The sequence below is a fragment of the Centipeda periodontii DSM 2778 genome (genome assembly GCF_000213975.1).
In the GTDB taxonomy this organism is placed as follows: Bacteria; Bacillota; Negativicutes; order Selenomonadales; family Selenomonadaceae; genus Centipeda; species Centipeda periodontii.
Window position 1 is genome coordinate 2,265,980 of sequence record NZ_GL892076.1, and the last position, 13,464, is coordinate 2,279,443.

13 protein-coding genes and 1 pseudogene are annotated in these 13,464 nt (G+C 57.7%); 2 read left to right on the top strand and 12 right to left on the bottom strand.

Going from position 1 to position 13,464, the window contains the following annotated elements; genetic code table 11:
- Positions 1 to 93: 93 nt before the first annotated feature.
- A complete protein-coding gene (locus tag HMPREF9081_RS10300; RefSeq protein ID WP_006307225.1) occupies positions 94 to 1,257 on the bottom strand; it encodes a DUF819 family protein in 1,164 nt (387 codons plus the stop codon).
- Positions 1,258 to 1,427: 170 nt separating this feature from the next.
- Here HMPREF9081_RS10300 and HMPREF9081_RS10305 point away from each other — a divergent pair, with 170 nt between their 5' ends.
- Positions 1,428 to 2,516, top strand: a complete 1,089-nt coding sequence (locus HMPREF9081_RS10305; RefSeq protein ID WP_006307226.1) for a dipeptide epimerase — start codon at positions 1,428 to 1,430, stop codon at positions 2,514 to 2,516.
- Positions 2,517 to 2,526: 10 nt separating this feature from the next.
- Positions 2,527 to 3,087: a hypothetical protein gene (locus HMPREF9081_RS10310; RefSeq protein ID WP_040395046.1), complete on the top strand. Its 561-nt coding sequence runs from the start codon at positions 2,527 to 2,529 to the stop codon at positions 3,085 to 3,087.
- A gap of 117 nt (positions 3,088 to 3,204) precedes the next feature.
- Here the strand turns inward: HMPREF9081_RS10310 and ahbB are convergent, their stop codons facing one another.
- The 11 genes and pseudogenes from ahbB to HMPREF9081_RS10365 all read right to left on the bottom strand — a co-directional run bounded on the left by ahbB (position 3,205) and on the right by HMPREF9081_RS10365 (position 13,462).
- Entirely contained in the window at positions 3,205 to 3,696 is a 492-nt protein-coding gene (ahbB, locus tag HMPREF9081_RS10315) for a siroheme decarboxylase subunit beta (protein WP_006307228.1), read from the bottom strand.
- A gap of 20 nt (positions 3,697 to 3,716) precedes the next feature.
- On the bottom strand, positions 3,717 to 4,175 hold the full coding sequence (gene ahbA, locus HMPREF9081_RS10320) for a siroheme decarboxylase subunit alpha (protein ID WP_040395048.1): 459 nt from the start codon (positions 4,173 to 4,175) through the stop codon (positions 3,717 to 3,719).
- Positions 4,176 to 4,293: 118 nt separating this feature from the next.
- Positions 4,294 to 4,917 carry a ribosome biogenesis GTP-binding protein YihA/YsxC gene (gene yihA, locus HMPREF9081_RS10325; protein WP_006307230.1) on the bottom strand — a complete coding sequence of 208 codons (624 nt, stop codon included), beginning with the start codon at positions 4,915 to 4,917 and terminating at the stop codon, positions 4,294 to 4,296.
- 11 nt (positions 4,918 to 4,928) lie between these two features.
- Positions 4,929 to 7,243: pseudogene (gene lon, locus HMPREF9081_RS10330) on the bottom strand (endopeptidase La).
- Between the two features lie 69 nt (positions 7,244 to 7,312).
- A complete protein-coding gene (gene clpX / locus HMPREF9081_RS10335) occupies positions 7,313 to 8,578 on the bottom strand; it encodes an ATP-dependent Clp protease ATP-binding subunit ClpX (protein WP_006307233.1) in 1,266 nt (421 codons plus the stop codon).
- 14 nt (positions 8,579 to 8,592) lie between these two features.
- Positions 8,593 to 9,204: an ATP-dependent Clp endopeptidase proteolytic subunit ClpP gene (gene clpP, locus HMPREF9081_RS10340; RefSeq protein ID WP_006307234.1), complete on the bottom strand. Its 612-nt coding sequence runs from the start codon at positions 9,202 to 9,204 to the stop codon at positions 8,593 to 8,595.
- A gap of 24 nt (positions 9,205 to 9,228) precedes the next feature.
- Positions 9,229 to 10,518: a trigger factor gene (gene tig / locus HMPREF9081_RS10345; protein WP_006307235.1), complete on the bottom strand. Its 1,290-nt coding sequence runs from the start codon at positions 10,516 to 10,518 to the stop codon at positions 9,229 to 9,231.
- Between the two features lie 149 nt (positions 10,519 to 10,667).
- Positions 10,668 to 11,255 carry a GerMN domain-containing protein gene (locus tag HMPREF9081_RS10350; protein WP_006307237.1) on the bottom strand — a complete coding sequence of 196 codons (588 nt, stop codon included), beginning with the start codon at positions 11,253 to 11,255 and terminating at the stop codon, positions 10,668 to 10,670.
- Complete coding sequence (locus HMPREF9081_RS10355; RefSeq protein WP_050795030.1) at positions 11,252 to 12,343, bottom strand: N-acetylmuramoyl-L-alanine amidase family protein; 1,092 nt, start codon at positions 12,341 to 12,343, stop codon at positions 11,252 to 11,254. The genes HMPREF9081_RS10350 and HMPREF9081_RS10355 overlap by 4 nt, the downstream gene beginning before the upstream one ends.
- A 13-nt stretch (positions 12,344 to 12,356) precedes the next feature.
- Positions 12,357 to 12,557: a DUF3006 domain-containing protein gene (locus HMPREF9081_RS10360; protein WP_006307239.1), complete on the bottom strand. Its 201-nt coding sequence runs from the start codon at positions 12,555 to 12,557 to the stop codon at positions 12,357 to 12,359.
- Positions 12,554 to 13,462, bottom strand: a complete 909-nt coding sequence (locus HMPREF9081_RS10365; protein ID WP_006307240.1) for a ComEC/Rec2 family competence protein — start codon at positions 13,460 to 13,462, stop codon at positions 12,554 to 12,556. Before HMPREF9081_RS10365 ends, HMPREF9081_RS10360 begins: the two co-directional genes overlap by 4 nt.
- Positions 13,463 to 13,464: the final 2 nt, after the last annotated feature.

Sequence of the window (13,464 nt, forward strand, 5' to 3'; positions counted from 1 at the left end):
CCCCCGCCAGAGCGGGGGAAGTGGCGAGCGTAGCGAGCCGATAGGGGCGTTCATGCAACAGTCCCTTATTATTTTAGCAAGAGCACAATGATCCTACTTAAACATTTCCATTGTATGGGCGACGAGGATGCCGAACGGCGTACCGATGACATAGCCCATCAGCGCCATCAGAATGCCGACGGGGATGAGCGAGCCGGAGTACGTGCCTGCGAGCACGGGCGCAGACGCCGTGCCGCCGATGTTCGCGAGGGAGGCGACGCACGCCGTGAACATGTCGAGCTTGAAGATGCGTGCAAGGAAGAACATGAGCGTAAAGTGTACGCCGAGGATGATAAAGCCCGTCAGGATCCAATAGGGCGCATCACCAAGTTCGAGCAGGGATGCACGCGAGGCGAGCAGTGCGATGACGGAGTAAAGCAGGACATTCGACATCTCTGCCGAACCCGCCACGCGCCCGAGCGGCGAGACCGCACCGATCAGTCCGAGCACCGTGATAAAAAGGATCGTCCACGTCGCCTTGTCGAAAAACGGTACGGCGGCGTTCAGCATCTTGCCGACGTTTGTACCGACCGCCGAAACAATGAGTGCCGTGCCGAGGAGCAGTATAAGACTCTGAAACGTGATCGTGCCCGTGTTCAGCTTTGCGTCCTCCTCGAGGCTGCGCGACACGGCATCGAGCTGCGTCGTGTCCGCCTTGTTCCAGCGGTTGAAGCGCGGCGCGAGCGTGATGAGCCAGAGCAGGAACATGACCCAGATGGAGTAGTCGATCGAGTCAACCACGAGCGCATAGCCCATATCCGCCTCCGACACACCGAGCGCCGCCTGCACGGCGACCATGTTGCCCGAGCCGCCGAGCCACGAGCCGCAGAGCGCACCGAGTGCCATCCACGAGTCAGCGCCAATGAATCCCTTCATCACAAGGAAGGCAACAATGAATCCAATCATGATGGTAATCGACGCGGAGAAGAAGCCGAGCAGCATGCGCGGCCCGAGTTTCAGCACCTTGCGGATGTCGCAGCGCAACAGCATCGTGAAGACCATCGCGTACGTCAGCGAGTTCTTGAGCGCACCATACGCCGGCTTCGTCGCCGCCATATCCCACGTACCGACCGTGCAGAGCAGCATGGAGATGAGGTAAACGAGCACGACGGCAGGCAAATAGCGGAACAGCGCCCACCCCGTCCCCTTTTCGAGCGTCACCAATGCGCCTGCAAGCAGGATGAGCACGGCGACATAGGTAAATCCATCCGTAATCATAAAATCCACTCCTTTGTTGCAAATACATCATCTGTAACAGGATAATTCCTTGAAGAATGACAATGTTGATTATATAATAAAGCAATGAGATAACACAATGGACTTCTGCCCTAAAATGTGAACATTTATGAAAGAATTCTGTATACCAAAGGAATCAAAGGAGGATTTCTATGAAAATCACAAAGGTCGAACTCGGAATGCTCTCCGTCCCCCTGCGCGTACCATTCAAGACCGCACGTCGGCGCGTGGACAGCGTGGAGGATGTCATCGTCCTCATCCGCACGGATACGGGAGCGACGGGCTACGGCGAAGCACCGCCGACGGGCGTCGTCACAGGCGACACGACAGGCGGCATCATCGACGCGATCCGCACACATCTTGCGCCGTTGCTCATCGGGCGCGAGGTGAGCGAATTCGAGGATTTGATTCAATCCGTGCAGACGGCGCTCATTCACAATTCTTCGGCAAAGGCAGCCGTCGACATGGCGCTCTACGATCTCTACGGACAGCTATGGAACATTCCCGTGCACAAGCTGCTCGGCGGCGCAAAGGACGGCATTGTCACAGACATCACAATCAGCGTGAACGATCCGGAGGAGATGGCACGCGACGCGCGTGACGCGATTCGACGCGGCTATGACACCCTCAAGATCAAGGTCGGCGTCACCCCCTCGCTCGATGTCGCACGACTCGCCGCCGTGCGTGAGGCAGTCGGCAGCAATGTGCGCATCCGCATCGACGCAAATCAGGCATGGAAGCCGCGCGAGGCAGTACGCATTCTCGCGCAGATGGCAGAAAAGGGACTCGACATCGAACTTGTCGAGCAACCCGTCGCCGCTGCGGATATCGAGGGACTTGCCTATGTTACACGCGAAAGCGACATTCCCGTCCTTGCCGATGAGGCGGTATTCTCCCCCGCCGATGCCCTACGCATCATGCAGCTGCACGCCGCTGATATGGTGAACATCAAACTCATGAAATGCGGCGGTCTCTATCCGGCACAGCAGATCGTTGCGGCGGCGGAGATCTACGGTATGGAGTGTATGCTCGGCTGTATGCTCGAAGCGAAGATCTCCGTCAACGCCGCCGTCGCCCTCGCCTGTGCAAAGAAGATTGTCACGCGCATCGATCTCGACGGTCCCGTACTTTGCAGCGAGGATCCGATTGAGGGCGGCGCCGTGTTCAACGAAAAGGACATTACTGCGTCCACAGCACCGGGTCTTGGTATTCGCGGTGTTGCGGGTCTGCGGATGCTGTGAGGGGATGTTCATGAGTACATCGACGAATTTTGCCGTCGGCGAACCGTTTCCTCTGCCCATTCTGGCGCAGGCAGACGGAGGAATGTTCCATGTGGACAAGAATGGCATGATGTTCCTGCTCCAGCTTTCACGCACGGATGCCATCGCCGTCGAGGCATTTCGCACGGGTGAGATCGCGCTTGCGGTGACGGAGATTGACGGCGTGCTCTTCCTCCTCTACCGCATCGACGGCATCTTCAAGGACGGTTGGGGCGACGCGCCGCTCTCCCTCTCCCTTGTAAAGGAGGATCTGCTGCCGGATGAGGACAGCCTTGCCGATCCGACCATACACCTCTATCTTGTCGACACGAAACTGAAAATCCTGCTCGCACAGAGAACGGCAAGCATCCCCGAGGATTTTGCCGAGATCATCCGAAAGAATATCCGCGTACAAAAAGAAGCGCCGCTCTCGGCGCTTGCATTTCAAAAGAAGGTCGCTGCAATCTGGGCAGAAAAGTCCGCCGCCGATTTGCGCGCGATGGCAAGTGCGACGCATGTACTGCCGATGGCGCTCGGAAATACCGTACATTAGCTGACAAAAGATGCGCCAAGACAGTACTGCATGCCGCATATGTATATACACATGAAAGATGCTGCTGCATGAAGTTTGACCTAGGAGCAGGTCAAACTCTTCATGCAGCAGTTCCTTTTAGTCATCCTCGCTAAAATATCGCATCGAGGTCTTTTTCCATTCTTTCTTGGTGTAGAGCATGCGGCGCTCCTCGATGCCAGTCGAGGCGGCGAGCTCCGCTGCAATCTCCTCACACTCTTCACGGCTGTAGCCGTGGATCATCGTATAGAGGTTGTACTGCCAATCGTCCGTGCGGTTGCGGTCGTAGCAATGCGAGACGCGCGGATGCTCCGCCATACGCTTTGCGACCTCGTCCACGCGCCCATCGGGCACGTTCCAGACACACAGGCAGTTTGCAGTAAAGCCCACCTCACGATGACGCAGAACGGCGCCCATCTTGCGAATCTTTTTCTCCTCACGCATGGCGGTGATATGCGTGAGAAGTTCCTCCTCCGTAATGCCGATCTCTGCCGCAAGCGCCTTATAGGGCTCTGCAACAAGCGGAAACTCGCCCTGCAAAAGGCGGACAATCTTTCGATCAAGTTCACTGATCTCTATCTCTTCGGTCATAGTTCGATACCTTCCAACGGTCACACGAGTTTGAACTGCACGTTGATCTTGTAGCGCTTATTCGCCTTGAGGCTCATCAGGTGCTCCACGCCCGGCAGCGCGGCGACGTCGGCGAGGATCTTTTCCTCCGCACGACGCGACGGCGTCAGGAGTGTGAACCAGAGGTTGTACTTCCCCTCGCGCTCGTAGTTGTGGGTCGCTCCTACATAACGGTTGACCGCCTGCACCACGTCCGCAAGATGGTCCTCGGCAACACGCAGCGCGATGAGCGTGCCGTGGTAGCCGAGCTGTTCCGAGTTGAAGAAGGTGCCGATCCGCCGGAGGTACCCCTCATATTTCAACGCATTCAGACGGCTGAGCACATGTTCCTCCGTGGTCTCCAGCATTTCGCCCAAACGCGCAAACGGCCGTGAACACAGTGGCAGGTTGCCCTGCAGCAGGTTCAGCAGCCGCTTGTCAAAATCTGTAAGTGGATTCACGATAACATCCCCCTAATACACAGACAACAGTCCTTCTTTCTGCCGATCGTGCACCTGCCTTGCTCATGGGCGGATATTCGGACACAGAAAGATGAACCAGCTTCATTTCTTTCTGTGCCTATTCTACCAGATACTCCTTCATCACGTCAAGCAATTCGCGGCGTCCTTCATTTTTCGGCGATGCGTAGGGGAGAATCGTGAGTTCGGGCACGCCGAGCGCTTTCTGCATCGCCGCAATCTGTGTGCGGCGCGCATTCCTTCCGATCTTGTCCGCCTTCGTGGCGATGACGAGCACGGGGATGTCATGCTCCAAAAGCCAGTCAAACATCCTGCGGTCGGATTCCATCGGTGTGTGCCGAATGTCGAGCAGGAGGCAGACGAAGCACAGTTCTTCGGCGCAGAGGAAATATTCTTCGATAAACTTCGCCCAGACCTTTCTGCTCGCGCGCCCGACCTTTGCATAGCCGTAGCCCGGCAGATCGACGAGGTGGACGGAATGCCGCTCCTCGCCTCCGTCGATCTTGAGGATGAGTTCGTAAAAGTTGATCGTCTGTGTCTTGCCCGGCTTCGAGGAGACGCGCGCGAGCTGACGGATACGCGTGAGCGAGTTGATGAGTGAGGATTTCCCGACATTCGAGCGCCCGATAAAGGCGACGGCGGGACGCCGCTCCTCGGGATACTGGTCACGCCGCACGGCAGAGGCGAGATAGGTTGCTTTCGTAACGACAACGGGCTCTGTCACAGGCACACCTCCTAATTATACAGCGCAATCTTGAGCACCTCGTCCATATGTGCAACGGGTACGAACTCGAGAGAGGATCGGACAACATCGGGGATATCCTCGATGTCGCGCTCATTCTCCTGCGGCAGGACGATGGTCTTCATTCCCTCGCGATAGGCGGCAAGTGTCTTTTCCTTGAGCCCGCCGATCGGCAGGACGTTACCGCGCAGGGTGATCTCCCCCGTCATGGCAACATCGGAGCGCACCTTGCGCCCAGTGAGCGCCGAGATCATCGCGGTCGCCATCGTAATGCCGGCAGAGGGACCGTCCTTCGGGATCGCGCCCTCGGGCAGATGGATGTGGATGTCGTCTTTTCGTAGAAGTCCTCGGCGAGATGAAGGACGCCCGCACGGCTGCGTACATACGAAAGCGCCGCCTGTGCCGACTCCTGCATGACCTCGCCGAGCTGTCCCGTGAGGATGAGTTTGCCCTTCCCGCGCAGGATGTTGACCTCCGTGCGCAGCACATCGCCGCCGACCTCCGTCCATGCGAGTCCCGTCACGACGCCGACAAGCGGCTTCTTCTCCTGCTTTGCCGCGTGATACTTCGGGCGCTCGAGGAAGTCCGCGAGATTTGCCTTTGTCACGGAAATCGGCGGCTTCTCATCGGCAACGATCCTGCGCGCCGCCTTGCGGCAGATCTGTCCGATCACGCGCTCGAGTTCACGCACGCCCGCTTCGCGCGTGTAGGAGCGGATGATCTCGGGCCAGACACCCGCGCTCACACGGATGTCCTTTGCCTTGAGCCCGTTCTGCGTGCGCTGACGCGGCAGGAGGTGACGCCGAGCGATCTCGATCTTCTCGAGTTCGGTATAACTTGAGAGGTTCAGGATCTCCATGCGGTCGCGCAGGGGGGCGGGGATCTTGGCAGGGTTGTTCGCCGTCACAATCCAGAATACGCGCGAGAGGTCAAACGGCAGCTCGACAAAGTGATCGCTGAACGTGCAGTTTTGTGCAGGGTCAAGCACCTCAAGGAGCGCCGCCGACGGGTCGCCGTGGAAGTCCATTGCGATCTTGTCGACCTCATCCAAAAGAAATACGGGGTTCCGCGTGCCCGCACGGCGAATTCCTTCGAGGATGCGCCCCGGCATTGCGCCGACATAGGTACGCCTGTGCCCGCGAATCTCCGCCTCGTCGCGGATGCCGCCGAGCGAGATGCGGATGAACTTGCGCCCCATCGCGCGTGCAATCGACGCGCCGAGCGATGTCTTGCCGACGCCGGGCGCGCCGACGAGGCAGAGAATCGGTGCGCTCTGCTCGGGCGCGAGCCGCCGCACGGCAAGGTAGTCGAGGATGCGCTCTTTGATTTTCTCAAGCCCGTAGTGATCGTGTTCAAGCACCGTCTGTGCCTGTGCCATGTCGACGTGCTCCTCCGTCATCTCCGACCACGGCAGCTCGATGAGTGTGTCAAGGTAATTGCGGATAACGCCGACCTCGGCGCTCATCGCGTGGCTCATGTCAAGGCGATGAATCTCGCGCTCAATGGTCTCGCGCACGGCATCAGGGAACTCCTTCGACGCAAGAGCCTCACGATAGCGATCCACCTCGGCAGCCTTGTCCGCATCCTCCCCAAGCTCTTTGCGGATCGCCTTGATCTGTTCGCGCAGGTAGAAATCGCGCTGTACCTTGTCCATCTGCTTGCGCACGCGGCGGTTGATCTCATGCTCGATCCCCATGATGTCAAGCTCATGCATGAGCGCCTGATAGAGGCGCTCGAGGCGCGCGCGCACGTCAATGGCAGCAAGGAGCTCCTGCCGCACCTCATGTCGGAGGCTCAGATGGCTCGCGATGATGTCCGCGAGGCGTCCCATATCCTCCATGATGGAGATGGATACAAGTGCTTCGGGCGGAATCTTGTGCGAGAGCTTCACCCATTCCTCGAACTTACTCGTGACACCGTGCACGAGCGCCTCCATATTCTTGTTCGGCGCCTCGTCCTCTGCCTCCGCGACCTCATGCACATCTGCCTCGGCATAGGTATCGCCCTCGCGGACGGCAAGGATCTCCGCGCGTTTCTGTCCGTCAACGAGAATGCGCAGCACGCCCTCGGGCATGCGCAGGAACTGGCGAATCTCCGCAACGGTTCCGACATCGTAGAGATCGTCCGACGTCGGGTCATCATTCTCCGGATCCCGCTGCGCCACGACGAGGATTTGGCTGTCGCCCGCAATGGCGCTCTCGATGGCGGCGACCGAACGATCGCGGCCGACGTCGAGGTTGACCATCATGTGCGGATAGACCACCAGACCGCGCAGCGGGAGCAGTGGAAGCGTTCGTTTTTCGGACATCGTATTTCCTTCCATCTCTATATGAAAAAAGGAGCACCGCAACGCAGGCTCCTTTCGTAACGTATCATCTTAGTTGGCAGCTGCCATCTTCTGCACACCGGCACCGTCAATGGTCAGAATGGGGTCGCTGTGATTCGCGACGACATCCTTCGTGACCTGACACGCCGTTACGCCCTGAATCGACGGCACCTCGTACATAACGTTGCGCATGATGCCCTCGATGATGGAGCGCAGTCCGCGCGCCCCCGTCTTGTGCGTGAGCGCTTCCTTCGCGATGAGATGCAGTGCATCATCCTCAAAGGTGAGACGTACGCCGTCGAGCTCCAAGAGTTTCTGGAACTGCTTGACGAGCGCATTCTTCGGCTCGGTTAGGATGCGTACAAGTGCCGCCTCGTCGAGCGAGTTGAGCGTCACGACAACAGGGAGGCGCCCGATGAACTCGGGGATCAGACCGTTCTTCATCAGATCCTCGGGGATCACCTTGCTGAGCGATTCTCCGACGGAAACACGCTTTTTCGAGCGCACCTCGGCGCCAAAGCCCATCTGTTTCTTGCCAAGACGCGACTCGATGATCTCCTCAATGCCGTCGAACGCACCGCCGCAGATGAAGAGAATGTTCGTCGTATCAATCTGCAGCAGTTCCTGCTGGGGATGCTTGCGTCCGCCCTGCGGCGGCACAGATGCCGTCGTCCCCTCAAGAATCTTGAGGAGCGCCTGCTGAACGCCCTCGCCCGAAACATCGCGCGTGATGGAGGGATTCTCCGACTTGCGCGCGATCTTGTCAATCTCGTCGATGTAGATGATGCCGCGCTGCGCCTTTTCGATGTCGTAGTCTGCCGCCTGAATCAGCTTCAGCAGAATGTTCTCGACATCCTCGCCGACGTAGCCCGCCTCCGTGAGCGAGGTCGCGTCCGCAATCGCAAACGGCACGTTCAGGATGCGCGCGAGCGTCTGTGCGAGCAACGTCTTGCCGCTGCCCGTGGGTCCGAGCATGAGGATGTTGGACTTGCGCAGTTCGACGTCCTCGTTCTTCCCCTGCCCCACATTAATACGCTTGTAGTGGTTGTAGACGGCGACGGACAGAGATTTCTTTGCCTCGTCCTGCCCAATGACATATTGGTCGAGAATATGGCGGATTTCCTTCGGTTTCGGAACATCCTTAAGTCCGACTTCAACGTCATCGCTGAATTCCTCTGCTATGATCTCATTGCAGAGTTCAATGCATTCATCGCAGATATAGACACCGGGTCCTGCTACGAGCTTGCGCACCTGCTCCTGCGTCTTGCCGCAGAAGGAGCATTTGAGCTGTCCCTTGTCTTCCTCTCCAAATTTCATCGCGTCACACCCCCTCAGCCTTTATTCTCTGCGGGTGCAGCCTTGGGACGGGTAACGACCTCGTCGATCAGCCCGTATTCCTTGGCTTCCTCTGCCGACATAAAGTTGTCGCGCTCCGTGTCGACGTTGATCTTCTCGGGATCCTGCCCCGTGTGGCGTGCCAAGATATTGTTGCCGACCTCGCGCAGACGCAGAATCTCCTTTGCCTGAATCTGGATATCGGTCGACTGTCCCTGCGCACCGCCGAGCGGCTGGTGGATCATGATGCGTGCGTGCGGTAGCGCATAGCGTTTCCCTGCAGCTCCCGCCGTTAAAAGAATGGAGCCCATGCTCGCTGCCTGCCCGATGCAGATTGTCGAAACATCCGGCTTGATGTACTGCATCGTGTCGTAGATGGCAAGACCTGCCGTCACGACGCCGCCCGGACTGTTGATGTAGAGATGAATGTCCTTATCGGGATCCTCGGACTCAAGGAAGAGCAGCTGTGCCACAACAACGTTTGCCACACTGTCGTCAATCGGTCCACCCAAAAAGATGATGCGTTCCTTGAGCAGGCGGGAGTATATATCGTAGGCACGCTCTCCGCGGCTCGAGTTCTCCACCACCATTGGTACATAATAACTCATACGTTCCTCCCCACAGGGGATCCCTTATGCCGTGATATTGTCCACGATGAACTGCGCTGTCTTCTTGCGCAGAACGGTCGCGGCGAGGTCACTGACACGCCCCTGCTCCTTGATGATCTTCTGAACCTGCTTCGGCGTCGCACCGTAGGAGAGAGCCATCGCATAGACTTCCTGGTCGAGATCCCTTCCCTCAACCTTGATCCCCTCAGCCTTTGCGACCTCTTCGAGCATGAGATCCGTGCGGACGTTCTTCTCCGCCGTTTCGCGATACTCGTCACGGATGCGTGCCATGTCGAGGCCCGCGTACTGGAGATACTGCTCGAGGCTCATACCCTGCTGCTCGAGGCGCATCGCCATCTCCTGAATCATCGCCGTGATGCGGTTCTCGACCATGACCGGCGGAATCTCCATCGTGCAGTTATCCGTCGCCATGTCGATCGCCTTCGTACGGCGGTCGGTCTCCGCCTGACGCTCTGCGCTCGCCTGCAGGTTCTTGCGGATGTCCTCACGCAGTTCTGCGAGCGTTTCGAATTTGCTTGCCTTCTTTGCAAACTCGTCGTTCAGCTCCGGCAGCTCGCGCGACTTGATGCTGCGGACCGTGCACTTGAACAGCGCCGGCTTCCCCTTGAGGTTCTCCGCATGGTACTCCTCGGGGAATGTGACGTTGACCTCGCGCTCCTCACCGATCTTCGCGCCGATGAGCTGATCCTCAAAGCCCGGAATGAAGCTGCCCGATCCGATCTGGAGCGGATAGTCCTCCCCCTTGCCGCCCTCGAATGCCTCGCCGTCGACGAAGCCCTCGAAATCGAGCGTTATAAAGTCATCGTTCTTGACTGCGGCATCTGCCGGCGCGTCCACGAGCGTTCCCTGATGCTGACGCATGCCCTCGATCTGACGATCGATCTCCTCGTCCGACACGGAAACCTCGGGTTTCTCCACCGTCAGCCCCTTATAGTCGCCAAGCGTAACCTCGGGGCGCTGCGTGAACTTCGCCGTAAAGACAACATCCTTGCCCTCCTCGAGTGTGACGATATCGATCTCGGGGCGCGTCACAGGCTCCATGTTCTGCTCCGTCAGAGCATCTTCGAACGCCTGCTGGGCAACGTCCTCAAACGCCTCCTGCAGAATCGCATCCTTGCCGACAAAGTTCTCGACAATCTTGCGGGGTGCCTTGCCCTTGCGGAAGCCGGGGATGTTCACACGTCCCGCAATGCGCTTTGCCGCACCGTCCGTCGCCTTTTCCAACTTCGCCTGTTCAACTTCAATCGTCAGAGTGACCTCGCGGTTCTCACCATGCTCTGCCGTAACCTTCATTGTATGAAACAACCTCCTGCTATTTTCCTATGGAAGCATGGGCTTTCGCCATGCTCCTCGCAAGGCGGACATGCAAAGAGCGCAACGTCCGCGATTCTATTTGTATCGTATCACAAAAACGCCAAAATGACAAGCGAGTGAACGCCCTCTTATTTCAGCAACTCCGTCATACGCGGGAGCGGCTCCGAGAGATCCATATGCCCCGAAAGCGTCTCAACGGGTGCGCCGTTGATGAGAATGCGCACCTTCTGCACCTCCGGGAAATCCGTCAGCGTGTTCACGATCGAGCCGATGAGCATTTCCTCGCCCGTCGATCCTCCGCTGAAATTCTGCTGCATTTCCTTTGAGAAATCCACTGTGGCGACGCCGTCCTTCACCACAACACTGCGAAGCTTTGCCTTTTTCGGGATGACATTCGTCTGATCCTTCTCCTTCGTCCCGGTCATGAGGGACTTCAGCGCCGCCGTATACACATCGTCCTTCTCGGTGTTCACCGTGCGGCTGACGGCGACGAGCCCCATCCCGTCACTCTTTGCATAGTAGACGTTCACCTTGCGCTCCTTCGGTGCCGTCGTGGTAGGAGGAGCATCCTTGTCCTTTGTCTGCTGCTCCGTCTGTGCTGTGCTCCCCGGCTGCGCCCCCTTCTGCTCCTCTGTACATCCCGCTGTCAACGCAAGAACAGCAGCGCAGGCAAGCGCGGCAAATATGTATGTGATCGTTCTCCGTTGCATGATCATCTCTCGTTTTCTCCTTCCTCACCAAAATAACGCTCAATGGCATGGAAAAGTGCCTGTGCAAGTTTCTCCTGATAGTCCGCGTTCGCAAGCAGTGCCTCCTCATCGGGGTTCGAGAGGAAGCCGAGCTCCACAAGGGAGGCAGGGATTTCGGTATGCCGCAGAACATAGAAGCGCGCGTATTTGACACCGCGGTTGTGAAGCCCGCCCGCCGCCGCAAGTTCCTCGTTGAGGAGCGCTGCGAAGCGTTCGTCTGCATCCGTCTTGGGATAGTAGTAAGTCTCCATGCCGTGCGCGTCGGGATTCGTAAAGGAATTGCAGTGCACGGAGAGGAAGAGCTCCGCCTCCGGGTGCGTAAGACTTACATCGACGCGTGCCTGAAGCTCCTGCGGTGCCGAACTGCCTGCATGGGATACATCCACATCCTCCGTGCGCGTCATAACGACCTCAGCACCCGCACGCCGCAGGAGTTCCTCTGTACGCAGGGAAACGGCGAAGGCAACATCCTTCTCGCGTATGCCCGTGTAACCGACTGCGCCCGAGTCGCTGCCTCCGTGCCCCGGATCAATGACAACCGTATGCCCGCGTGCGGGACTGGGCGGTGCAGGCGGTAGCGGCGCAAGGAGATCGATCACGAGATACTCCTTTACCTTTCCATATGGATCACCGGGCATCGTGTAGATGCGGTAGGCATCCGCATGGGAAAGGGGCTCTGCCGCATGGATCGTGAGAAGAATACCACTCTTCTCTTCCGCCGTCATGGTGATTTTATCCGCAATCGCTCCATTGGGAACGTATTCCTGCGGGAATTTCTTGTCGATCTTCACATCCTCGAGTGCAACGCGCAGCTCGTTTTGTTCATTCGCCATGATTGCATAGGAAAGATCTGTGCGGTTCGTTCCGATCTGAATGCGTACGGCTTCCCGTCCGTCAATCTCGAGTGCATGGCTCTCAATGCTTATAAGGCGATACGTCTTTCCCTTCGCCTCGCCTGTGCCGGTCAAAAAAAATGTACAAAAACAGACAAAAAGCGCTGCCACGGTGAGCAGCGTCCTCGTCCCGCGAAATTCATTCCACGATGTCAAGGCCAATAACACCTCCGTTTTATTGTTTCAAGAGTTCCAGCGCCTCAGCTTCGGCAGCCTCCGTGGCTGCCGCGTCGCGCTCCATCGAAATCGTCAGATAGTCTCCCTCGGAAATATCCGCAGGAAGAAAGCTGCGCGGAAAATTTACTTTTTCCATCGCATCGCCCAACAGGAGAACAGCATATTTCCCTTCAAAGCGATCCAGATAAGCAGAGATCATTGTTTCTCCCCCCGTTCGGGCGTAATCTTGTATGTTTTACCATCGCTCGTCACGGTGATCGTTCCATTCTCTGCCGTCACATAGATGGGAATATTCAGCGCATGGTACTTCTTCATCGTTTCCTTGTGCGGGTGCCCGTAGTCGTTGTTCACCCCGCAGGAGATGAGCGCCGCCTCCGGCTTCACCGCACGCAGAAAGTCTGCCGAAGAGGATGTCTTGCTGCCGTGGTGACCGGACTTTAGGATTTTGCTCTGCACGTTGGCAGAGTCTCCGGCAAGAATCGCCTGCTCTTCCTTCTTCTCCGCATCACCTGTCAGCATCATCGTAAAATCGCCAAAGACGAGCCGTCCGACCACGGACTCATTGTTCGGATCGTGCTTATACCCCTTGACATTGCCCTCTTTGACGAGTTCCGCCGAAGGACCGAGTACCTCGAACACGGCGCCGCCGCCAAGGTCGATGCGATCACCCGCAACGAGTCCCTTGCGCTCGATCTTCTTCTCCTTGAGCTTTTTCACATAGCCGAGAAAGAGCTTCGAGGTCGAAGGCATGCCGTTGTCATAGACCATACCGACGGGATACTCATCGAGCAGAACATCCATGCCGCCGATGTGGTCGGCGTGCGGGTGCGTGAGGATGATTGTGTCAATCTTCTTGACATCCGCCTTTTTCAGCTCCGTACGCAGCTTGTCTCGCTCATCCACATCGCTCGTATCCACAAGGACAGTCTTCTCCCCCGTCTGAATGAGGATGGAGTCGCCCTGCCCGATGTTCAACACCTTGACCGTGATCGTGCCCTCTGTGGTATGTGCCGCATCGGAGGCAGGCGCAGAACTACAGCCCGCAAGCAGATGTGCCGCGAGGAGCAGTGCCCCCGCAAGGACGGACAGAATCCACCGTTTCATGT